At 38.5% G+C, this 23,881-nt stretch carries 22 protein-coding genes; 10 read left to right on the plus strand and 12 right to left on the minus strand.

From position 1 onward, the window contains the following. Positions 1-85: 85 nt before the first annotated feature. The 4 genes from purU to E4661_RS15840 all read left to right on the plus strand — a co-directional run bounded on the left by purU (position 86) and on the right by E4661_RS15840 (position 4,177). Positions 86-934, plus strand: a complete 849-nt coding sequence (purU, locus tag E4661_RS15825) for a formyltetrahydrofolate deformylase (protein ID WP_136468434.1) — start codon at positions 86-88, stop codon at positions 932-934. 75 nt (positions 935-1,009) lie between these two features. Then, a complete protein-coding gene (locus E4661_RS15830) occupies positions 1,010-1,714 on the plus strand; it encodes a DUF4197 domain-containing protein (protein WP_136468435.1) in 705 nt (234 codons plus the stop codon). 366 nt (positions 1,715-2,080) lie between these two features. After that, positions 2,081-3,613 (plus strand): helix-turn-helix domain-containing protein, encoded by a 1,533-nt coding sequence (locus tag E4661_RS15835; protein WP_136468436.1) that lies wholly within the window; start codon positions 2,081-2,083, stop codon positions 3,611-3,613. 369 nt (positions 3,614-3,982) lie between these two features. Then, positions 3,983-4,177, plus strand: coding sequence for a hypothetical protein (locus E4661_RS15840; RefSeq protein ID WP_136468437.1), 195 nt, complete (start codon positions 3,983-3,985; stop codon positions 4,175-4,177). Position 4,178: 1 nt separating this feature from the next. Here the strand turns inward: E4661_RS15840 and pyrF are convergent, their stop codons facing one another. The 11 genes from pyrF to E4661_RS15895 form a co-directional block, all read right to left on the minus strand. Continuing rightward, on the minus strand, positions 4,179-5,003 hold the full coding sequence (pyrF, locus tag E4661_RS15845) for an orotidine-5'-phosphate decarboxylase (RefSeq protein ID WP_136468438.1): 825 nt from the start codon (positions 5,001-5,003) through the stop codon (positions 4,179-4,181). Positions 5,004-5,083: 80 nt separating this feature from the next. Further along, positions 5,084-6,160 carry a peptide chain release factor 1 gene (prfA, locus tag E4661_RS15850; RefSeq protein WP_136468439.1) on the minus strand — a complete coding sequence of 359 codons (1,077 nt, stop codon included), beginning with the start codon at positions 6,158-6,160 and terminating at the stop codon, positions 5,084-5,086. Between the two features lie 66 nt (positions 6,161-6,226). Continuing rightward, positions 6,227-7,576: a DUF3570 domain-containing protein gene (locus E4661_RS15855; protein ID WP_136468440.1), complete on the minus strand. Its 1,350-nt coding sequence runs from the start codon at positions 7,574-7,576 to the stop codon at positions 6,227-6,229. 9 nt (positions 7,577-7,585) lie between these two features. After that, positions 7,586-7,795, minus strand: coding sequence for a DUF4266 domain-containing protein (locus E4661_RS15860; RefSeq protein WP_136468441.1), 210 nt, complete (start codon positions 7,793-7,795; stop codon positions 7,586-7,588). A 14-nt stretch (positions 7,796-7,809) separates the two neighbouring features. Further along, the gene (locus E4661_RS15865) at positions 7,810-8,112 is read right to left on the minus strand and encodes a type II toxin-antitoxin system RelE/ParE family toxin (protein ID WP_136468442.1); all 303 of its coding nucleotides are present in this window, start codon (positions 8,110-8,112) and stop codon (positions 7,810-7,812) included. Continuing rightward, positions 8,099-8,350 carry a type II toxin-antitoxin system ParD family antitoxin gene (locus tag E4661_RS15870; protein WP_136468443.1) on the minus strand — a complete coding sequence of 84 codons (252 nt, stop codon included), beginning with the start codon at positions 8,348-8,350 and terminating at the stop codon, positions 8,099-8,101. The genes E4661_RS15865 and E4661_RS15870 overlap by 14 nt, the downstream gene beginning before the upstream one ends. Before the next feature lie 209 nt (positions 8,351-8,559). Then, on the minus strand, positions 8,560-9,552 hold the full coding sequence (locus E4661_RS15875) for an FAD:protein FMN transferase (protein WP_136468444.1): 993 nt from the start codon (positions 9,550-9,552) through the stop codon (positions 8,560-8,562). After that, positions 9,549-9,983 (minus strand): thioredoxin family protein, encoded by a 435-nt coding sequence (locus E4661_RS15880; RefSeq protein WP_136468445.1) that lies wholly within the window; start codon positions 9,981-9,983, stop codon positions 9,549-9,551. The genes E4661_RS15875 and E4661_RS15880 overlap by 4 nt, the downstream gene beginning before the upstream one ends. 25 nt (positions 9,984-10,008) lie before the next feature. After that, the gene (locus tag E4661_RS15885) at positions 10,009-10,473 is read right to left on the minus strand and encodes a QcrA and Rieske domain-containing protein (RefSeq protein ID WP_136468446.1); all 465 of its coding nucleotides are present in this window, start codon (positions 10,471-10,473) and stop codon (positions 10,009-10,011) included. Between the two features lie 46 nt (positions 10,474-10,519). After that, entirely contained in the window at positions 10,520-11,698 is a 1,179-nt protein-coding gene (locus E4661_RS15890; RefSeq protein ID WP_136468447.1) for an AIR synthase related protein, read from the minus strand. A gap of 27 nt (positions 11,699-11,725) precedes the next feature. Next, positions 11,726-13,903 (minus strand): glutamine synthetase III family protein, encoded by a 2,178-nt coding sequence (locus E4661_RS15895; RefSeq protein ID WP_417936415.1) that lies wholly within the window; start codon positions 13,901-13,903, stop codon positions 11,726-11,728. A 219-nt stretch (positions 13,904-14,122) separates the two neighbouring features. Between E4661_RS15895 and E4661_RS15900 the strand changes: the two genes are divergently transcribed. Further along, entirely contained in the window at positions 14,123-15,133 is a 1,011-nt protein-coding gene (locus tag E4661_RS15900; protein WP_136468449.1) for a glutamine synthetase beta-grasp domain-containing protein, read from the plus strand. Between the two features lie 55 nt (positions 15,134-15,188). Here E4661_RS15900 and E4661_RS15905 read toward each other — a convergent pair whose 3' ends face one another. Continuing rightward, entirely contained in the window at positions 15,189-16,127 is a 939-nt protein-coding gene (locus tag E4661_RS15905; protein ID WP_136468450.1) for a calcium/sodium antiporter, read from the minus strand. 160 nt (positions 16,128-16,287) lie between these two features. On the opposite strand from E4661_RS15905, the gene E4661_RS15910 reads away from it, so the two are divergent. The 5 genes from E4661_RS15910 (at position 16,288) to E4661_RS15930 (ending at position 23,878) form a co-directional block, all read left to right on the plus strand. After that, positions 16,288-17,400: a TlpA disulfide reductase family protein gene (locus E4661_RS15910; protein ID WP_136468451.1), complete on the plus strand. Its 1,113-nt coding sequence runs from the start codon at positions 16,288-16,290 to the stop codon at positions 17,398-17,400. An 11-nt stretch (positions 17,401-17,411) separates the two neighbouring features. Beyond that, a complete protein-coding gene (locus tag E4661_RS15915) occupies positions 17,412-17,771 on the plus strand; it encodes a BlaI/MecI/CopY family transcriptional regulator (RefSeq protein WP_136468452.1) in 360 nt (119 codons plus the stop codon). Next, the gene (locus E4661_RS15920) at positions 17,772-20,183 is read left to right on the plus strand and encodes a M56 family metallopeptidase (protein WP_136468453.1); all 2,412 of its coding nucleotides are present in this window, start codon (positions 17,772-17,774) and stop codon (positions 20,181-20,183) included. A 457-nt stretch (positions 20,184-20,640) separates the two neighbouring features. Beyond that, the gene (locus E4661_RS15925) at positions 20,641-21,972 is read left to right on the plus strand and encodes an SPFH domain-containing protein (RefSeq protein ID WP_136468454.1); all 1,332 of its coding nucleotides are present in this window, start codon (positions 20,641-20,643) and stop codon (positions 21,970-21,972) included. Between the two features lie 127 nt (positions 21,973-22,099). Next, the gene (locus E4661_RS15930; RefSeq protein ID WP_136468455.1) at positions 22,100-23,878 is read left to right on the plus strand and encodes a DUF885 domain-containing protein; all 1,779 of its coding nucleotides are present in this window, start codon (positions 22,100-22,102) and stop codon (positions 23,876-23,878) included. The last annotated feature ends 3 nt before the right edge of the window (positions 23,879-23,881 follow it).

The raw sequence follows: 23,881 nt of genomic DNA on the forward strand, positions 1-23,881 counted from the left end.
CATTTTTGGTTAGGATATTATAAAAATAAAAGCTGTATTGAGTTAGCTTTTGGATTATCCTAATTTTACCCTGTTAAAAACGATTATGGAATTAACCTTACTTATTCATTGTCAAGATCAACCGGGCATTATAAGTTCAGTTACCCAGTTTATACATTCAAATCAAGGGAACATTGTGTATCTGGATCAGCATGTGGATAAAGAGGCTGGTGTGTTTTTTATGCGATTGACCAGCGAATTTACCAATGGAATATCCATTTCTCAATTCAGAAAAGCATTTGATGATGCATTGGCCCAACGCTATCGCATGAGTTGGGATATGCACTTGGATGAAAAAAAGCCCAAAATGGCAATTTTCGTCTCTAAATATAATCATTGCCTTTATGATCTTCTAAGTCGATTTAAGTCTGGGGAACTGTTAGTTGACATTCCATTTATTTTAAGCAATCATCCTGATTTAAAGTACATAGCTGAACAATTTCAAATTCCGTATTATCATGTTCCTATTTCTAAAGGTTCAAGGGAAATTGCTGAGCAAAAGCAACTAGAATTGTTGAAAGAGCACGATGTTGACTTTATTGTGCTTGCCAGATATATGCAGATTATTTCGCCTGGGTTGATTGATACATTCCCAAACAAGATCATCAATATCCATCATTCCTTTTTACCAGCATTTGCGGGCGCTAAACCGTATCATGCTGCTTTTAAAAGAGGAGTTAAAATCATCGGGGCCACTAGTCACTATGTAACTGCTGAGTTAGATGCGGGCCCAATAATAGAACAAGATGTGACTACTGTGTCCCATTCGCATTCGATAAAAGATTTTATTGCCAAAGGACGAGATTTGGAAAAAATAGTACTTTCTCGGGCTGTTCAACTCCATGTAGAAAGAAAAACCATAGTTTACAATAACAAAACGGTAATTTTTTCCTAATAATCCAACTACTTGGTCTAGTTCTAAGACTTAAGCAGTAAATTCATATCTCATTAACCACAAATTACAATGACTATGAAACGAATACTGTTATGTTTTTTGACATTCCAGTTCTTTGGGTGTGCTGAACTGCAGCAGGTAGTTAATCAATTACCGCAGGGCTCTGTTGGAATAGGAAATGAAGAAATTGCGAGAGGGCTACGCGAGGCTCTAAATTTTGGAATTGAAAAACAAGTAAGCAAGTTAACGGCTAAGGATGGTTTTTTCAGAAATCAACTTGTGAAGATTTTACTGCCAGATGAACTAAAAAAAGTTGACAAAACTTTAAGGGATGTAGGTTTGGGCAAACTCGCTGATGAAGGGCTCCGTATTCTTAATAGGGCGGCCGAAGATGCGGTAAAGGAAGCTACACCGATTTTTGTAGATGCGGTAAAGGGTATTTCATTTGCCGATGCCAAACAAATTTTGCTTGGAAGCGATAGTGCTGCCACATCGTATCTGGAACAAAATACCAGAAAAAAGCTTTACAATCGATTTAACCCCGTTATTAAAAACTCTTTCAAAAAAGTTGGAGCAGATCAAATATGGAGTAATATAATAACAAAGTACAACAATCTTCCCCTTACAAATGATGTAAATCCAGACTTAACCGATTATACTACCAAAGAGGCTTTGGATGGTGTTTTCACAATGATTGCTCTCGAGGAAAAGGAAATACGAACCAAATTGTCTTCAAGAACTACGGATTTGTTAAGAAAAATATTTGCTTTGCAAGATTAAGAGCATTTTTTTATTGATAAAGCAATAATCTGACGGTTAATGTCGTTATTATGACAATTGAACGATGTAATTATAAAAAATTCCTAAAGTTGCCTTAACCTTGAATTTAAAGCAATAAAAGAATTTTGTAGTAAATTATCTGAGTTAGCATTTTTTTGAGTTAGTTAGTTTAAACCGGTGTTCGCACCGGTTTTTTCGTTTTACTAACACCTTAATTACCAAACTTTTAATATTAAATCAAAAGTCAAAAATTTGTTTATATTATTAGGTAAATTATTATCGGGGATTACCTCTTTAAGCTTTTTTTAACATTTACGAGCTGTTAATCTTGTTAATTTGAAACTAGGCTAATTCATCTATATAAACATGGGACGGTCATGTTACTTGTATGCACTTCTTTTTGCAATGTGTAGCTCTTTATGCTATTCGGCAAACAGTGCCAACACATGGCCTCACCCCTACTCTTACGAATTCTCTAGAACAAGTTCCAGCGATTCTCTTCAATGGGCCGATTACTATTATAACATTGGTAGGTACAACAAAGCTATTTCGATGTATAAAAAGGAACTCGGAAATCAGGAATCTGAAAGTGTTTATGTACTGAAAAAATTAGCTTTAAGCGAAGCCGCGATTCGTCATCCATCTGAGGCATCCAACTATATTCTAGATTATCTGACTTTGGATTTCAATCCAAATTTCCTTTTTAACATGGGATTTGATGGCATTAGTGATTCCAAAGAATTCAAGAATATATATGAAAGGATTGTACCTGAAATTTCAACTTGGGCATTAATCTATTTTTTTGTTGCAGTTATAGGCTTTTATGTGGTTTTCATCATAGCTTCGAATAAACAGATACATATGGCATCAAGGCTCTTGATCGCCTCCTTCATATTTATCCATTCGCTATTCATTCTTAACATAAGTGTCAACAGGGCTCATTATATGTTCGAATTTCCCCACACCTATTTAATGTCCACTTGGGCTTCTTTTCTTTATGGACCATTGCTATATTTTTATCTAAAGACTACTTCACAAAAATATAGGTTTAGAAAGATAGACTTATTGCATGCCATCCCAACGATATTACTTGTTGGTTATTTAACCTTCAATGTATACGCCGTTCCCGCTGAAGGGAAAATTCATTTAATGTTATCCCGGATACAAAGTGGACTGAATCCTCAAGATTCGAACAAACTGTTGTTATTGGTCATATTAAAGGTGCTTTCACTTACTACTTATGGATATTTCATTCGAAAAGTCTATTTAAAGAGCGTGAAAGAAAAGCTCTTGGACTCAAAGAAGCGTATTTGGCATAAAAATGTCTACCAAATCCATATACTTTATGTAATAACATATACTACCTATGGGATTTTGGTGGTAAATCAAATCAATTCTGGTTTTATATATGACAGCTCAACAGCAGCTATGGCCTTGATGGTACTTTTTGTGGGATATTCTGCCAATATTCAACCTGAAGTGTTTAGCGGAGTGTATGCCTATAAAAACAGGCTTTTTGCAAAGTATGAAAAGTCTGGATTGACACCAAGCTTATCGAATGAGTTAAAGGAAAATCTAATCCACCTTTTCGAGACTGATAAAATTTATAAAGAAAATAGCATTAATCTTGATATGGTAGCAAAAAGATTGGACACCACTCGGCACAACGCCTCACAAATCATAAATGAGCATTTCAATGTAAGTTTTCATGAATTTGTAAACATGTATCGTATAAGAGAGGCCAAAGAGTTATTGTTGAGGGATAAATCACCAAGACTTAACATTATTAATGTTGCTTATGAAGTAGGTTACAATAACAAGGTTACTTTTAACAAAGCATTCAAGAAAGACACCAATCTCACTCCTTCCCAGTACCAAAAAACTGCAGTACGAATTTAGCAAACATTGGTATTTCTGCATCGGCAGGGTAAAAGTTGATAAGACTTAGCTCATAAAATCCTTACCTCAATTAATTTAATGATAAAAGCAGCCCAAGGGACAATAGAAAAATGCTTGGTGTCTCATTAAGTACATATTTGAATTAGTCAATCAATATCACTTTTGGGCTGTTTTTGTTATGCTATCTGGGTTGTTTTTTTTAGATCCAATTTCAACTAAGGTTTTATCGAACAGCTTCCCATTTTCTGAAGAAAATGTTTCTATTTCGTTAATTTTTAGATAAAACACCTGATTTCTAGCTGAATACACCACAAGCTCATAATCTATACGGCTATTTTCAACGTATCTTTGATATAACAAATCTTTGAAATGAAAAATCAGTATTGCAAAGTTGGAGCAGTAACTCCGATTACAAGCGGAAATGAAGCTGTAGCTGTCTTAGAATTCAGGTACAGAAACTTTATCGAAAAGGCGGCGGATGCCACCTACATTGATACCAATCTTGGAGAATTCTTCAAGAGAAAAGCCGAAAATTTTAAAAAAGCACTTGAGAATTTGGGATAGCTTACTTGAATAGCTTATCCATTTCAACCTCCATTTCTCTTTGCATCTCCTCGGCCTTTTCTGCTGCCTTTTGGGCAAAATCGGATTGTTGTGAAGCATAAAGAATTCCTCGAGAGGAATTCACCAATAATCCTACGTCTTCTGTTAGCCCATAGTTGCAGACCTCTTGTAAACTCCCTCCCTGCGCGCCAACCCCTGGCACCAATAAAAAACTCTTCGGAACTATCTTCCTAATATCGCTCAAAAAAGTGGCTTTGGTCGCCCCGACAACGTACATCAAGTTATCAGAATTCTTGTAGGTTTTTGAAACTTCCAATACTTCTTTATACAACTCCTTTCCATGTATCTCCTTTGTTTGAAAGTCGAACGCTCCTTGATTTGATGTCAAAGCCAACAATATCGTATGCTTATCTTCAAATTCCAAAAAGGGCTCCACAGAGTCTTTTCCCATGTATGGTGCAATGGTAATAGAATCAAAATTCAAGGTTTCAAAAAATGCCTTGGCGTAACGAGTCGAAGTGTTACCTATGTCTCCTCTTTTGGCATCTGCAATGGTAAAAATTTCTGGATGATGCGCATTCAAATAATCCATGGTTCTCTCCAAGGATTTCCACCCATCCAATCCATAAGCTTCGTAAAAAGCAATATTCGGTTTATAGGCCACACACAATTCATGCGTTGCATCAATGATGGCTTTATTGAATGCAAAAATAGGATCATCTTCGTCCAATAAGTGTTTTGGAATCTTTTCTAAATCAGTATCGAGACCAACACAGAGAAAGGATTTTTTCTTTTTGATTTGGTCTACTAGGTCTTCTATTTTCATATTACGGTTCTCGACTGTACTTCGACTTCGTTCAGCACAAGCTGCTCGAACTGATATTTTAAATTCTGTTAAACTGAAGTCTAAAAAATTTCAGAGGCTTCTTTTAGTTTCTCCGTATTTTCCACCAACATCAATTCATCAATGATTTTTTGGATATCGCCGTTGATTATGTTTTGTAGATCATAAAGTGTCAATCCAATTCTGTGATCGGTAACTCTACCTTGGGGGTAATTGTACGTTCTGATCTTGGCGGAGCGGTCACCGCTACTTACCTGGGAATTACGCTTGGCCGCATCCTCCTCCTGTTTTTTGGCCAGTTCAAGATCATACAATCGCGAACGGAGTACCTTAAAGGCCTTTTCCTTGTTCTTGTGTTGAGACTTTTGGTCTTGGCACTGCGCCACCAATCCGGTAGGCACGTGGGTTAAGCGGACTGCTGAATATGTAGTGTTGACCGATTGCCCGCCTGGACCTGAAGAACAGAAATAATCAATTCTTACATCTTTCGGTTCAATCTGAACATCAAAATCTTCAGCTTCCGGAATTACCATTACCGTTGCCGCACTAGTATGCACCCTTCCTTGGGTTTCTGTCTGTGGTACTCGTTGTACCCTGTGCACTCCTGCCTCAAACTTTAATGTGCCATAAACGTCCTCCCCAGACACTTCAAAATGGATTTCTTTGTATCCTCCGCTAGTTCCCTCGCTCAAGTCCATGATATTGGTCTTCCATCCTTTGGATTCGCAATATTTGGCATACATTCGATACAAATCGCCTGCAAAAATACTTGCCTCATCCCCTCCAGTTCCTGCCCTGATTTCCATGACCACATCCTTTTCATCCTCCGGGTCTTTGGGTATCAACAAGAATTTAATCTCATCTTCTAACTTCGGAAGGGCACTTTTGGCCTCATCCAACTGCATTTTTGCCATTTCCAGCATCTCGGCATCACTTCCATCTGAAATGATTTCTTCTGCTTCGGCAATATTGTTGGAAAGGGTTATGTATTCACCTCGCTTATCAACAAGTACTTTCAAATCTTTGTACTCCTTGTTAAGCTTTATATATCTTTTTTGGTCCGAAATAATATCTGGTTGGATGATCAGGTCGGAAACCTCATCAAAACGTTGTTTTACGATATTGAGTTTATCAAGCATAGGTCCATCCGCGTTAAGATGCGAATTTACAATTTTTGATTGGATTGAAAGTTTGGGAAATGCCTCTTAATTCCCAACAAAAGTAGTTCCCAAGGTCACAATAAAAGCGTTCAGCCCATCACTGCGATCATATTGACTAAATCGAAGGTCAATTGTTTTTAACCCGAAAGTTAAAATCTTAGCACTGGTAAAAATGTCCTTGTACTGAATTCCTACACCATATTGATGCGCATTGTATTTAGACAAATCATAGTCCGAAGTATAAAACTCAAAAGTTGATAGAGCTCCTTCTTTGGGGTAAAAATAATCTGCAGCAGACTGGTTATAGTATCGATACGTAGGGTACAGAGTGAATCTATCTGTTAATTTAAGCGGAGTTTCAATACTGGCTGTATGCGAGGTGATACCCCAATTATCCCAATAAAAGCGGTAATAGGAGCGTAAAATCAAAAAATCGGTGGCATAATAGTTCAAACGCCCTCCAATTGGAACCTTGAATCGAGAATCCGGCAATCGCTCTACATCATCTGCCAATTGGAAATCGTCAATAAAGAAATCTTCGGTGTCGCCAAAATATACCCGTTGAAAAGGTGTACTCAGCAATCCGTTCTGGGAAACCAAATCCATAAACAAAGCTCCTTGCAATTTTTTGGTCAAAATCTGTGAAAAGCTAAGGGATACGGCATATGAATTTCTGTTTTCCTTGTCGAAGGCTTCGAACCCTGGACTGTAGGTGCCATTTCCTGTAATTCGATTATCAAAGAATCCAGAACGCAATTCTATAGGATAAATGGCATTCCACTTATCCAAAAAGACATTGGTACTAATAGTAAGTTCCGTGTTTTTTTCATTGAAAAGTCGTGAGTAACTGCCTCCAAATCCAATAGAGAAATAGTCGTACTCTGCTGAAAAGTACGCATTGGCGCTCCAAATGGAATTTCGGTCCTCTGAACTATGCTGATAGCTTGGATTAATATATGCCAATAAATCTTTTCTGGATTCTCCTGAAGAAGCATCAAAAGGTGTGGGATTGATATTGCCATCCAAGGGATTGACATTACTTGACGAAGCAGAAGTATATGCCGAAAGCCCTACATCGACAGTGAGTACATCATCTTCGTTCATGGGCATTCTCAGCACTATGGTCGACGTGGCATCTGTCAATTCCTCTGTACCTTCCCCTCCAGTCACGGCAGCATTTTGGCCATCTTGGCTGTAATAACTGAACAACATATCTATTTCGGTGGTTTCAAGCACTCTTTTAGCATATGATGTATTGGTTTGTTGGGCTAATCCGTAAAAAGTAGTCAGATAAAAAAGGAAAAACAACACCTTCGGATTATTGGATGGTTGGATTATTAGATGGTTGGATGTTATCAATTTTGCATTTATAACTTTTAATTTTTCACTTTCCATTTTCACTTATTAGTTACATCCACATCCGCCTCCTGTTTTTCCCCCATTTGCTCCTGCCGACGCCTCTCTATAAATCTGGAAATTGGTCTCAAAACGCTCAGAAGTTTTTGCCCCCAATTGCATTTCACTGTCATTGAGATACACTTTGTCGTATTCTCGAACGGCAACACACGAACTGCTCAAAACCAGTAAAACAATGAAAAAGATAAATTTTTGCATCCTTTTATTGAACTTTATTTCAAATGTTTAGGAAAGTCCATTCTACCTCCCAAGACCCTCACTATGAAAATATCTTTCTTTTTTTTGTAATAAAAAATTACATGCGATTTAAAGCGGTATCGGAGTAACATTCTATTTTTGACGGCGACATAGTTTCTTCCCAATTCTGGCTTTTGCACAAGTTCTTCCATTACTTTTCTAAGACCACTGGCATATTTTAAAGATTGGGTTTCTCCAAAGTTCTCGATAGTGTATTTGGCAATGGACTTTATATCTTGTTTTGCCTTTGCACTGATTACATAGTTATTTTTTGGCATTATGCTCGCTTAGTGCCTCTTCCCAAATACTATCAATCGTTGCATCCGTAGGGCCACTTTCCATACCCTGTGTCAAAGCATCGTTTAATTCCACAATTCGCTTTCTACGTTCTTGGTCTTTACGGATAATATCTCTTATATACTCACTGTCATTGGTGTAAAAACCTTGCTCTATAAGACTTTTGACAAATGCATCTTGTTGTTCCGTAAATGTTATGGACTTTCTTATAACTGCCATATTGAACCAATATTAATAATAATGGTTCAAGTTAATCATTAAAAACGAGTTAGGCAACAATCGTTTATTTAAACTTTATGATGATAACAACAAGTAGCTGTATAATGATAAAGACTGCGGCCATAATATAAATAACTTTCGAATCACCATTGAAACAATTTGCAATAAATCCTAGTATTTGCTCAATCACACTTAGAGTCTGTTTAAATTTATTGATTTTTCTCAAACAAGATCCCTGAGCTTTTGTGGATTTTATTGTTCGAATCCACCACTACCACTTCGACCCCATCAATTTGGTTTATGAGATGAACCCCGATATCCTTTCCCATAATGAATATGGCCGTTGCCAAGGCATCGCACAGCTCCGCATTTTTCGCAAATACTGAAACACTATTGATTCCGGATGTAGGATAACCAGTTCGAGGATCAATGATATGTGAATATTTTTTGTCGTTTATTATGATGTATTTCTCATAATTCCCTGAAGTTGCCACTGAGGATTCAATCACGGGCAACCAACTAAACACTTTTTCTTTGCTCAAAGGATTGGCAATTCCAACCAGCCATTTCTCCCCTGTTACCTTTGTCCCCCAGGTGGTGAGATCTCCAGATGCATTTATAATACCTCCTTTTACCTGTTTGGACACCATCAGTTCTTTAGCTTTATCAGCGGCATATCCCTTCCCTATGGCACCAAAACCTATACGCATTCCCTTTTCTTTAAGAAAAACCGTTTGTTCATCAGGATCCAAGATTATTTTTTTATGACCAATTTTGGCAATGGAACGTTTTATCTCGCCTTCGGAAGGCAATCCCTTCATGGTTCCATCAAACTTCCAGATGTTGTCCATTGAAGCATATGAGATGTCAAAAGCTCCATCCGTAATTTCTGAAATCTTTTTGGCCCTCTCAATCAATCCATAAAGTTCAGGACTTACTTTGATAGGTTTGATCCCGGCATTTTTATTGATCGATGCCGTTTCCGAATTTTCATCCCAAGAAGATATGATTTTCTCTATACGCTTAATTTCGGAAGCCGCTTCATCAATATTGATATATCCAATTTCTTCGTTTGGGGCCACAACCGTTATTTCGAACCGGGTTCCCATGAGCTTCATGGTTCTTTTTACCATTACATCTTTCTGTTGGCCATAAGTGGCCAATAAAAAAATGCAGGAAAAGAGGGAGCAGACCAATTTCATTTCACAAAACTGTTCAAGAGTGAAATGAACTCCATTGGAGTGCTTTTTTTATTGAAACCGGTTTTGCCCAAAACTGATTTTTCTTTATCCAATACCACAACCAAGGGAAAGTGTCCCTTTGGATTGAATTGCTCAGCCAGTGATTTGTTTGAATTGGACAATTCAAGAGGAAGTTTGTTTTTTTTCTTTCTTGGGAAATCGGCATTGTATAGAACAAAATTGGATTTCGCATAGTTCTTAAAATCCTGGGAATCCAAAATATTTCGTTTAAATCGAATGCAGGGAGCACACCAATCCGAACCAGAAAATACCAAAACTATTGGCTTTTCATTTGTATTGGCCAACTCCAGAGCGTCATCAAAGCTTTGTTGCCACTGCGCTTGAAGTGTACCATAGATAAGTAAGAATGCGATAAGCAATAAAGGTTTCATAGCTCAAGTAGGTTTTAAGCAAAAGTTATTCAAAAACCCTTAGAGTTGTACCATCGAGTTCGGTGTTGAACACTTTCAAAGCTCTAGCAGGGTTGCTATCAACTTGATTTAAGGGAGTTCCATCTTGACCAAAACGCGAACCATGCACGTCACAATAGAAAATTCCGTTATCCTGGCTTACAAACTCTACCTCGGCATACCCTTTATGACTGCAAATTAAACTTGCAGCCACCAAATTGCCTTCCAGATTACGGGCGACCACAATATCTGTCAATCCGTTTTCGGCCACATTAGATGCGACTTCAATAAATCCTCCATTGCTGGCCAATGCCGCCGCAGAGGATGAGGACAAATCGACTGTGAAATCAACCCCCGAAGGCACAATTCGGTCACCTCCTTCAGCATCTTTTGAGCAACCTTTTAAACAAGGGAATGTTAAGGCAAATGCAGCACTTGCTCCTAAACTTCGCAGAAAATCTTTTCTTTCCATAGTGTGGGGTTTATAGAAAGAACGTTAATTTAAAGTGATTCGTATACTAATACTCGAACTTGCCAAATTCGCTTTGAATGGTCAATTTTTTATGGTCAGATGCCTCTACTTTTCCAATGATTCTGGCATCTACATCGAAGCTTTTAGAAATAGATATGATCTCTTCTGCAATTGCCTCATCAATATATAACTCCATTCTATGTCCACAGTTAAAAACCTGATACATTTCTTTCCAGTCGGTACTGGATTGTTCTTGTATCAACTTAAACAAGGGAGGAATTGGGAACATATTATTTTTAATAATATGTAGACTGTCCACAAAATGAAGAATTTTAGTTTGAGCGCCTCCGCTGCAATGTACCATACCGTGAATCTCATTAGAGGAGTACTTTTCCAAAATCTTTTTTATGATAGGAGCATAGGTTCTTGTGGGAGATAAAACCAGTTTGCCCGCATCCAAAGGGGAATTTTCTACAGTATCCGTTAGTTTGGTATTTCCTGAGTAAACGAGCTCTTCGGGTACTGAAGCATCAAAACTTTCGGGATACTTTTCAGCCAAATATTTTGCAAAAACATCATGTCGGGCAGAGGTTAAGCCATTACTTCCCATTCCACCATTATATTCGGTTTCGTAAGTAGCTTGACCAAATGAAGCCAACCCAACAATAACATCACCAGCTTTAATATTTGCGTTGTCTATCACCTTGCTCTTTTCGACTCTTGCTGTAACTGTAGAATCAACTATGATAGTGCGAACCAAATCCCCAACATCTGCTGTTTCCCCTCCTGTGGAATGAATGGTAATGCCGTGCTTTTTTAAATCTGAAATCAATTCTTCGGTTCCATTGATAATAGCAGAGATAACTTCGCCCGGAATCAAATTTTTATTCCTCCCAATTGTAGACGACAGCATGATATTGTCCGTAGCACCCACACAGATCAGGTCATCAACGTTCATGATCAGCGCATCTTGGGCAATACCTTTCCAAACAGAGACATCCCCAGTTTCTTTCCAGTACATATAGGCCAAAGAAGATTTAGTACCGGCACCGTCAGCATGCATTACCAGACAATGATCTTCACTGCCTGTGAGATGATCTGGCACTATTTTGCAAAAGGCTTTGGGAAAAAGCCCTTTATCAATATTCTTAATGGCGTTATGGACATCTTCCTTAGATGCGGAAACCCCTCTTTGGGCATATCTTTTACTAGTGTCTGAAGACATTATGCGAGTTTTGCGCAAAAATAGGCGTTACTTGGCAAATAGCAACTCCCTATACTTTGTAAATGGCCAAAGGTTATCTGAAATCAATTTTTCCAATGTGTCGGATTGTTCGCGGATGGTATCAAAATAAGGTTTGACATTGTCGCAATAGGACTGCGCTTTTTTATTTATCGTAGACAAGCCATTTGCTCGTTTTCGCACCATTGTCATTTCATCCGTAAGCTTTTTTATCGCTACAATATGCTCCCCTATTTGCTCAAGGATGTTCAATTGGCTTTCTGCAAATTTCTTATGGGCTGCGCCATAAACTTCCCTTAAACCGTTCACATTTTCAAGCAATACATTTTGGTACGCAATGGCCGAAGGAACAATATGCCCATAGACCATCTCTTCCAAAACCCTTCCTTCAATCTGCAAGTGCAAAACATAGGCCTCCAGCTCCACTTCTTGATGGGCTTTGAGCTCCACTTCGCTCATGACCGCCATATCCTTGAAAAGTGCTATACTGTCTTTGGCTGTAAGTATCTGAAGTGCCTCGGGAGTATTTTTGTTGTTGCTCAGCTTCCTTTTTCTGGCTTCATCCTTCCATTCCTGGCCATATCCATCACCATCAAAACGAATTCGCTTTGAGGTTTTTATGTATTCTCGAAGCACATTGAAGACCGCTTCATCCTTTTTCAAGTTTTTCTTATCGATCAACGCATCCACTTCCTTTTTGAAGTCAGTAAGCTGCTTGGCCACGATGGTGTTCAAAATGGTCATTGGCTTAGCACAGTTAGTTTTTGACCCTACCCCCCTCATTTCGAACTTGTTTCCCGTAAAAGCGAAGGGAGAAGTTCTGTTTCTGTCCGTGTTGTCCAATAAAATCTCCGGAATCTTTCCAACAACATTCAGCTTGAGCTCTGTTTTTTCCTCTGGAGACAATTTTCCTTTGGAAACTCCTTCCAATTCGTCCAACACATCACTCAATTGCTTCCCTATAAATATAGAAAGGATGGATGGAGGTGCCTCGTTGGCCCCTAACCTATGATCATTGCTGGCAGAAGCAATGGAAGAGCGAAGTAATTCCTCATAAGTGTCCACAGCCTTAATGGTGTTTACAAAAAAGGTCAGAAACTGAAGGTTTTTCATGGGCGTTGACCCAGGGCTGAGCAAATTGACCCCAGTATCCGTTTCCAACGACCAGTTATTATGTTTCCCTGAGCCGTTGACACCAGCAAAAGGTTTTTCATGAAAAAGCACCATGAAGTTATGCTTATCTGCAATCTCTTCCATAACATCCATCAACAATAAATTATGGTCTACGGATAGATTGGCTTCTTCATATACGGGCGCCAATTCAAATTGGTTTGGAGCCACTTCGTTATGTCTCGTTTTTACAGGAATCCCTAATTTGGTGCACTGTTTTTCCAAATCGCTCATAAAGGCAAGCACCCTACTTGGAATTACCCCAAAATAATGGTCATCCAACTGCTGTCCCTTTGCTGCTGATGCTCCAACGAGGGTACGCCCCGTCATTACGATATCCAATCTAGACTTGGCCAATGCCTTATCTATTAAAAAGTATTCTTGCTCCCATCCGAGTGTGGCATAAACTTTTCTAACATTTTTATCGAAATATTGTGCTACTCCGGTTGCCGCTTCGTCAATCGCATGAAGCGCTCGAAGCAATGGAGCCTTGTTGTCCAACGCTTCTCCGGTATAAGCGACAAAAATAGTAGGGATACAAAGAGTGGTTTTATACACAAAAGCAGGAGAAGTTGGGTCCCATGCAGTGTATCCCCTTGCTTCAAAAGTGTTGCGCAATCCTCCACTTGGAAAACTGGAAGCGTCGGGTTCTTGCTGCACCAACTGCGCTCCACCAAATTTTTCCATTGCCCTTCCGTCCGGTAAAATATCAAAAAAAGCATCATGTTTTTCCGCCGTGGCTCCTGTCAGGGGCTGAAACCAATGTGTATAATGTGTAGCTCCGACCGACAAGGCCCATGCTTTCATTCCTTCGGCTACTTGATCCGCAATCTTTCTATCAATTTTAGTTCCTTGAAATATGGCCGATTTTACTTTTTCGAATGCTTCTTTGGTCAAAAATTGCAACATTCGCTCTTCATTGAACACATTTTTACCGAATAGTTCAGACCGTCTTCCAGTCTCCTCTACTTCGATATGAGTCCTTTTACCGCTATCCTGTAAGGCCTGAAATCTCATAATTGATATCCTTTTTCCAATTAAAACACAAATCTACAATTAACAATTTAATAATATATCGTTGAAAAATTACTTTTTTTTCATTTCACCCCGTAAAAAATAGGGGTAATAAAAAAAATGATGCATAATTTGGGTTTTTAACCCTTATAAATCAATATTATCATTGGAAAAATATATTTTTGTCGTTGAATTATTTGAGAACAAATAACTACCGGAATTATGAGCAAATCTAAATTAGAGTACATCTGGTTGGATGGATATACACCAACCGCGAACCTGAGAAGCAAGACTAAAATTGAAGAGGATTTTAGTGGTAAGTTAGAGGACTGCCCAATGTGGTCTTTTGATGGAAGTTCAACACAACAAGCGGAAGGCGGATCATCTGACTGTCTTTTAAAGCCTGTTGCTATTTATCCAGATCCTGCAAGAATCAATGGATACTTGGTTATGACAGAGGTTTTGAATGCCGATGGAACTCCACACGAATCAAATTCCAGAGCTACTATTGACGATCCAGATGCTGATTTCTGGTTTGGTTTTGAGCAAGAGTACTTTATCATGGATGTAAACACACAGCTTCCTCTAGGTTTCCCTATTGGTGGTTACCCTGGACCTCAAGGTCTATATTACTGCTCTGTAGGTGGAAAAAACACTTGGGGTAGAGATTTGGTAGAAGAACATGCTAACCAATGTATTGAAGCTGGACTTAACTTTGAAGGTATAAACCAAGAAGTTGCAGCTGGTCAATGGGAATTCCAATTGTTTGCCAAGGGAGCTCAAAAAGCTGGAGACGAAATTTGGATCGCCAGATACTTATTAGATCGTTTGACCGAATCTTACGGTTACTATATTGAATACCACCCAAAACCTGTTAAAGGAGATTGGAATGGTTCAGGTATGCACGCCAACTTCTCTAACACTACTTTAAGAACTTGTGGTTCTAAAGAGACATATGAGAAAATTTGTGAAGCCTTTAGACCTGTGGCCAAAGAACACATTGAGGTTTATGGGGAATTCAATGACCAACGTTTGACTGGATTGCACGAGACCGCTTCCATCAATGACTTTAGCTATGGAGTTTCTGACCGTGGTGCTTCTATCCGTATTCCTATCCTTACTGTTGAAAAAGGATGGAAAGGATGGTTGGAAGATCGTAGACCAGCATCAAACGGTGACCCATACAAAATTGCAGCTAGAATTATCAAAACTGTTAAGTCTGCAGATGTATAGTGTACAAATTAATTGTTGATAGTGTTTAAGCCGCCCTTTTTGGGCGGTTTTTTTGTTATGCCAGCGTCAAATAGACAAAAGTGGTATAGAAAGCCAGCAAGATAATACCATCGCGCCATCCCAATCGCAATCCTTTTGGAAAAAAGACCAAGGGTAAAATCAAGAACGAAATACCCAACATCCAGAAAACATCACTGGAAAGTAGTTCCTCGTCAACAACCTTTATGGGAGTAATTATCGAGGTGATTCCCAATACGGCCAACAGATTAAATATATTGGAGCCGATCAGGTTCCCCAGAGAGATGGCTTTTTCCTTTTTTAATACCGCAATAATTGAAGCTGCCATTTCCGGAATGCTGGTTCCGACAGATACAACTGTAATTGCAATAACTCTATCGCTTACTCCAAAAGCCTCTGCCATTCCGGTTGCACCATCAATCAGTAGTTCTGATCCGCCCCAAAGTGCCGTTCCGCCGATTCCGAGATAGAGCACGGTTTGATATAGTGGAAGGAGCTCGTCATCTTCGGGCATTTCATCCACCACGGCGGTTTTTTGAAAGCGTAGCAGGTAGACCAGGAACAAAAACAGAAAAACCACCATTATAACCCCCTCATATTGCTGAAGTACCCCATCAAAATAGATGAACCCCACAAAAAGTAATGAAGCAACCATCATCACCGGCCAATCTGTGGTGTAAAAATTCTTTCTAACATCTATGTTGCCCATTAGTACCGTAATGGCCAGTACCAAACCCAAGTTGGCAATATTAGATCCAACAACATTTCCCAGAGCTATGTCGGGAAATCCTTCTAATGCAGCATTAATACTAACAATTAACTCAGGTGCCGATGTGGCAAAGGAAACCACCGTCATGCCAATAACAATTTTAGGAATAGCCAGTCTAAGTGATAATGCGACCGCTGCCTTTAACAGCCAATTGCCTCCAACAATTAGAAGAATCAATCCCAGAACAATAAAAAGTAGATTTCCCAAATGGTAAATTTTGTGCAAATATAGAAGAAGATTTGATGTAGGAGGCATCGGTCAAAATTCCAAATAACTATCTAAATAGTTAATTAACTATAAAAATAGTTGTTTAACTTGATATTTAGTTATACTTTGGCCTAACATTATAATCGCTTGATTGTCCAATATGAAAAAATCAATCCCAATTGTCATACTACTATTTATTGGCATAATCGCTTCATGCAAAAAGGAGAACCAAGGTTATCGCATTGAAGGACAGGTAACAGGATTTCCTGATAGCACCATGGTGTATCTTAAAAATATGGAAACTGACTCCGATTTTGACAGTACCATGGTCATGGGCAATACATTTAAATTCGAGGGTGAATTGCCCGATATACCTTTGCAGGTTTGGTTTCACTCAAGGATAGACCAACAATTTGTATACACCAACTTATTTATGGGAAATGACCACATGTCCCTCACCGGAGACATAAAGGATTTCCCTTGGAACGTGAATGTTTCTGGGTCTAATTTACACAACGACTTTATGGCTTTACAAGGCTTAACCAGGGAGTTGGATATTGAAAGAGATACCATGGTTCGAAATTTCTTTAAGCTCCCCAATGACCAAAGGGAAAACAAGTGGAAAAATCTATCTTCTAGAATGAAATCCATTGACAGCACCACAAAGGCCATAAAAATTGATTTTATTCGAAACAACCCGGACTCCCATTCTAGCATTATTAACCTAGGCTATCTTAAAAACAGTATTCCCAAAGACTCGGTTGAAAAATTCTACAATGCTTATACACCAACAATCAAGGCGAGCAAATACGCTAAAATTGTCTCTATTTTCCTTGAGGACAAGATTCTGGAAAAAAACGATGATTATTACGACTTCACCGCCCTAAGTCAAGAGAATGATAGTATTCAGTTGTCGGAATTAAGAAAAGGCAAATATATCTTGTTGGATTTTACCGCATACAACTGTGGGCCTTGTATTATGGCCGCCAAAGAACTTCGTGAAATTGACCAGACCCATTCCGACTCTTTAAACATTGTTAGCTTTTCCAATGACATCAAAAAAGAGGATTGGTTAAAATCTTTGGAAAGAGATAGTGTTACATGGCCCAGTTTGTGGGATGGAAAAGGCAGATATAGCAAGACTGCCATAAAATATGGGGTCAACGGATTCCCAACCTTCTTTCTTATTGATCCTTCGGGTAAGATCATAGATAAATGGAGTGGTTTTGGGGAAGGTTCACTTTTGGCCAAACTTGAAAAGTTCAAATCTTAAGGTAAAATGATATGCAAAAACTAACGAACAAAGAGGAAGAGGTCATGAAAATCCTCTGGAAACTGAAAAAAGCTTTTGTAAAAGAGGTTTTGGTCGAAATGAAAGGAGATAAACCCCATTACAATACACTTTCGACCATCATCAGGAATCTTCAAGAAAAAAATTATGTGGGGCATGAAGCCTTTGGGAACACCCATCGCTATTTTCCAATAGTGACCAAGGAGAGTTATAGGAAAAAGTTCATCAATTCCACCATTGCCGATTACTATGACAATTCGTACAAAAGCCTTGTCTCATTCTTTGCCAAGGAAGAAAAGATATCCGTGGAAGAATTGAAGGAAATCATTGATCTCATAGAAAAGAAAAAATAGATGGAAGCATTTGCAATCTACTTGTTAAAAACCTCTGGACTAATAGTCCTATTTTGGTTTTTTTATCAAATCTTATTAAAAAAAGAGACCTTTTTTGTCATCAATCGTTGGTTTCTACTGGCTGGATTGATTTTTGCACTCTGCACTCCCTTGTTTTATTTCACCAAAACAGTTTGGGTAGAGCCAATGGTCCTTTCCTATCCAGAAGTTCAAACCGGTCAACCAATTTTCAACAACTTTCCCAAAGAAAAAAGCTTCGACTGGTCCATTGTTATGTTTGCTACCTATATGGCTGGGGTATTGCTTATGACCCTAAGATTTATAGTTCAGCTATATTCCCTGCGAAAATTGATTGATAAAAACAAATCCGTAAAAATTGGTCCGTTCCGTTTGGTAGAGTCCAAAGAAAATGTTGCCCCTTTTTCATTCTTCCAGCATATCATTTATAACCCAAACCATTATTCGCAAGATGACCTTTTGTCCATCATTCATCACGAAAAGGTTCATGTCAAACAATTCCATTCTATGGATGTATTAATGGCTCAAATAATATTAATTTTTCAATGGTTCAATCCATTTATGTGGTGGTATAAGATGGCCATACAGCAAAACCTGGAATTTATTGCCGACCAAAATGTGACATCCCTGCAGTATTCAAAAAAGGACTATCAATATTTGTTGCTCAAAACCAGCACAAATGCACCAAAATTTTCATTCACCAATCCATTTTTTACTTCAACCATAAAAAAACGAATCATGATGCTGAACAGTAAACCATCCAACCAGAAATCTCTATACAAATACAGCTTGGTTCTTCCTTTGCTTGTTGGTTTCGTTTTTATGTTCAATGTAAAAATCGAAGCCAAGATCAAAACACCCTCAGAAAACCTTGTACCCCTTGAATTTGCTCAGGAAAAAATCAAGTCAAGACTGTATACCATTACCCAAAATACTTCAGAAAATGAGTTAGACAAGCTCATAACCCAAGTAAAAACTGATGGTGGGGAACTTCATATTGAAGATATTCAAAGAAATGATAACGGACTAATTGTAAAAATATCTGTTCGTTATGACTCAAAATCCAAAGGTGGAGGAATCACTACTGGTAGCAGTTCTGATGAAAATGGAATCTCCAATGTCTATTTTGGAATATCGAATGAAGGTGGTGCCTTTATTACCTTCACTAAAGAAGCTATACCATACATTATAAAAGGGGAAACCTATTACCAACCCATGAAAGAGGGCGAAGAACGAAATAGCTCTTTCACTGAAACTGACACAGACGGCAACAGTGTCACCACCCATGTAACAAGGGTAAAGAAAAATGGCAAGGAAATTCTTTATATCAACGGTAAAGAATCTACCGAGGAGGAACTCAACAAGTTGGGGATTTATTCCGATAAACCTGTCCAAAAAAAGGATACTATAAGGGTGATTGGATATGCCATTCCACCCCAGCTATTCATGACCAAAAACACTACTGATGATGAGCTCAAATCGCTAAAACAACTTATCCAAGAAAGATTTGGAGGCACTTTTACCTACTCCAAAGTCAAAAGAAATGGCTCAGGGGAAATCATACAACTAGATATTGCCTATAAAAGTGAAACAGAAGGTGGAGCTTCTTGGGCATTTGATAAAAACAAGCCAATCCCTAAAATTATATTCAAAAAGAATGAGAAAAACGGATTGCATATTGAAATCAGTAATGTGACCAAAATAATAGGGCAAAGCGGAGATGTAACTATTAGTTTATACGAACCTGTTGATTCTACTTTCTTCGAAAAACAGAAAGGTATAAATGCCAGTGAGCATCTCAAAAGTAACATATATGTTGTAAATCCTTCACTTTTTAATACTTTCAAGGTGAAAGGATATCCTACACAACTAAACTCAAGTCCTATTTATTTTTTGGATGGCAAGGAAATATCTTCATTTGATATCATAGAACCCAATAATATAGAAAGTGTAAGTGTTTTAAAAGGTGAAAATGCTACTTCAATCTATGGGAATCGAGCCAAAAATGGAGTAGTTTTGGTTACAAGTAAGGGAAAAATAGGTTTTGGATTGCTCAATGAAAAAAAATGGAAAAATGCAACTGAAAATAGTAAAATAAGTCCATGGAAAGTGTCGTATGGAAAGGCTCCTGCAGTCGACCCAAGGACTACTTCTATCATTGATTATCACAAAAAGCTTGACTCTACAGAATATCAAAAAATGGGGAAGCCTAATTTTGATAATGCATTAATCATTATAAATGGCAAGAAAAGTTCTAAGAAGAAACTGGAAAAGTTGGATATGGACAAAGTAGAGTCGATTACAGTAATAAAAAATAGTAATGAAGCTATGGAAAAATATGGTAAAAAAGCTAAAAATGGCGTGATTGAAATCGTCACCAAAAAGAAAAACTAGTCGCAAGAAAACATAAAAATTATTGTTTAAACCGATCTTTTATAGGTCGGTTTTTTTTATGCCCTAAATAATGAGATTGACGAAAAGTGTCTTTTTGACACTAAAATCTCCCTTGGTTTTTAAAAAGACCTCAAAAACACCCCTACAAAAGCTTCTATTTATAACCAAAACCACTTTAAAGACTTACATTTCAAAACTTTATTGAAGAAAGTCACATTTTTTTTGAATTCAATCTCATTTGTTTACTTACAAATGTGTATGCAATTGTATTGATTTCCTTTCAAAAATTTGGAAACATGATTTCCATCATTTTATCTTAAAAAAACGTAACCGGTTAACAACAATTTTCAACCATTTAAAATCAATCAATGCAATGATCACAATCGTTAAGTTTTTGGTGACGCTACTCATACAGCTCATCGCAGTCATATTTGTCTAACCTTTAAAACCAATCGCTATGCTTACATTATTTGGAATACTAATCATACTATTAGGAGTTGTTACACTTGTTATCAGACCTATCTTTAAAAACCATAAACTTTTGCAATCCTTTACTCCCAAGCGAAGCTTACAAATTATAGGCGTCGGGATAGTAATGAGCATAATTACAGGAGCCTTTTTTTACGCCGAACCGGGTACCGCTTATGCCGTACAATATCCTTGGGGAGGGCAAAAGGCTGTCTTTAGGCAAGGAATAAACACTAAAATGTGGGGAAGGTTAATCCCAATCCAGTTTGAACTGCCCATAAAATATGTTATCCCCGCGCAAGACGGAGATTTGGGAGAGCAGAGTGAATACGCCAATGTGGACTCCGCAAAATACTGGGCGTTTAGTGATGCCGTGAAGGCTAGAATCGCCACTTCAGTAGTCATCAGCATCAATACAGAGGACCAGACACAATTTTTATCTGTGGCAGATCGTAACAAAACGGAGAAAAACCTGATTCGTTCGCGAATTATACCCAATATTGACCAATCCATTAAAAACACCTGTAAACTGATGGATGCACAGGATTATATTTCTGGACAAGCGTCTGACTTTGACAGGTATTTTAAAGATCAATTGGAAAACGGCATGTACGTTTTGGAAGAGTACTTCTACAATGAGCAAAAGGACATTATTGGTGATAGTAGCACAGTACGAACCATTGTCAATAAAGAATCTAAGCAAAAGCGGTTCCGAATCAAATTTAAAGACGGAAAACCGATTCGCGAAGAAGGAAACTCTTTAAAAGCTTATGGTTTAACAGTTGTGCAGGCAGTAGTTACTGAAATCGATTGGGAAACCACCTTTGATAAACGTTTACAACTTCAAAAAGAAGAGGTTGCGCAAACCCAATTGGAAAAGCAGCAGGCTGAACGTGAGTTTTATCGCGCACAAAAGGAAAAAGCCCGGGGTGAAGCTGAAAAAGCAGCTGAGCGCGCCCGTTTAGAAAAAGAGCAAATCCAAAAAACAATTGCTGCCGAAACAGAGGCCAAGGTGGCAGAGTTTAACTTGGTAAAGGAGAAAAAGCAATTTGAGGTAGAAAAATATAAGGCCCAAAGCAAAAAAGTCGCTGCCGATGCTGAAGCCTATCAAAACGCCAAGTTGGTAAATGCAGGTTTAACGCCCCAAGAGCGTGCTGAATGGGATTATAAAACCTCCGTAGGTGTTGCCCGTGAACTAAAGGACCTGAGATTGCCTGAAATATTCATAGAGGGCAAGGATTCCAAAAACAGTAATACGCTGCTCGAATCGCTGATTGGCGCAGATTTGGCCAAACAGATGATGAACAAACCTCAAAACTAGCCTTATCCGTCTTAATGTCCCGTTTTATCACGGGACATTTTTTTATAAAAACTTTAGCAATTCGCTTCCAGTTTGTGTTAAACGATTTAGTTATTTTACATTTTTGTAACAAATCAATCGTATAAAAGTGAAAAAAATAACAATTTTATTAGTTTTCCTAGTTTGCCTACAATCCTGTAAGCAAGAACCAAAAAAAGAAGAATCCCCCGACCTTAGCGCAGATTTTGCAGCCCTTTTAAACGACTATTATGAGGATGGGTTAAAGCTCAATCCCATTAATGCTACCACCGCTGGTGACCACAGGTATGACGACATTTTTACCAATGCCTTATCCGATGAGCACACGGCCAAGGTCAGGGCACATTATGAAGGGTATAAAAATAAACTCAAAGATTTTCCGAACGAAAGCCTCACCGAAAGTGAGCGTATGAGCAAAGCTATCTTGGAATGGCAATGCGATATCAATCTGAATGAATTCAACTTTAATGCGAACCTAACCCCAATTGACCAAATGTGGTCTCCCAACTTATTTATGGGACAATTGGCCAGTGGTTCAAGCGCACAACCCTTTGAAACTGTTGAAGACTATCAGAAGTGGCTTAAAAGGGTAGATGGTTATTTGGAATGGTTGTCCAGTGCAGAAGATAAAATGAAGGAAGGCATGGAAAAAGGACATGTGCTTCCCAAATCGTTAATCAAAAAAGTGTTACCTCAGCTTGAATCCTTAACAATTAAAGATTTAGACAAGCATCTTTTCTACTCTCCAATCAAGAATATGCCCGACAGCTTTTCCGAAGAAGAAAAGGCAGCGCTTACTTCCGCATATCAAAGCACGGTCTTGAACAAAATCGTTCCGGCATACGAAAAACTGCATGATTTCATGGCCAATGAATATATGGGAGCCGGACGCGAGTCAAGCGGAATTCAAGGTGAACCTGATGGAGATGCTTATTATGCCCACCAGATAAAGAAGTACACCACAACCGACATGACGGCAGATCAGATTCACGAATTGGGATTGAAAGAGGTTGCTCGAATTCGGTCTGAAATGGAAAAAATAAAGGAACAAGTCGGTTTTAAAGGGAGCTTAAAGGAGTTCTTTGACTATGTTCGCAACAATAAGGAGCTAATGCCATTTACGGATCCCCAGCAGGTAATTGACAACTTTAATGGCATTCATGATCGAATGAAACCTCAAATAGAAGTACTTTTTGACGTAAAACCAAAAACTCCCTTCGAGGTTCGACGTACCGAGGCTTTTAGAGAAAAATCAGCTAGTGCGGAATACAATCCCGGTTCGTTGGATGGCACTCGTCCTGGAATTTTCTATACTCCAATACCTGATGTAACAAAATACAATACCTACTCTGACGAATCTTTGTTTTTACATGAGGCCATACCAGGTCATCATTATCAAATATCGTTGACACAGGAGAACGAGGAATTACCAAAATTCAGAAAAACCCTTTGGTACAGCGGTTACGGAGAAGGATGGGCGCTTTACAGTGAATCCTTGGGAACAGAACTGGGTTTATATACAGACCCTTACCAATTGTTCGGTATGTTAGGTGCCGAAATGCATCGTGCTGTGCGATTGGTTGTTGACACTGGTTTGCACTCCAAAGGATGGACTAGGGAACAGGCCATTCAGTACTCTTTGGATAACGAAGCAGAGTCCGAAGCATCTATTATCTCAGAGATAGAACGTTATATGGCCAATCCAGGCCAAGCCTTATCCTATAAAATTGGGCAACTCAAAATTCGAGAGCTACGTAAAAAAGCTGAAGATGCACTGGGCGACAAGTTTGATATCCGTCAGTTTCACAATCAGGTGTTGGAAACCGGTTGTGTCCCCTTAGCCTTGCTTGAGGACAAAATTGACAATTGGATAAAAGAGAACAGTTAACAC

It is taken from the genome of Flagellimonas onchidii, from assembly GCF_004804315.1.
GTDB lineage: Bacteria > Bacteroidota > Bacteroidia > Flavobacteriales > Flavobacteriaceae > Flagellimonas > Flagellimonas onchidii.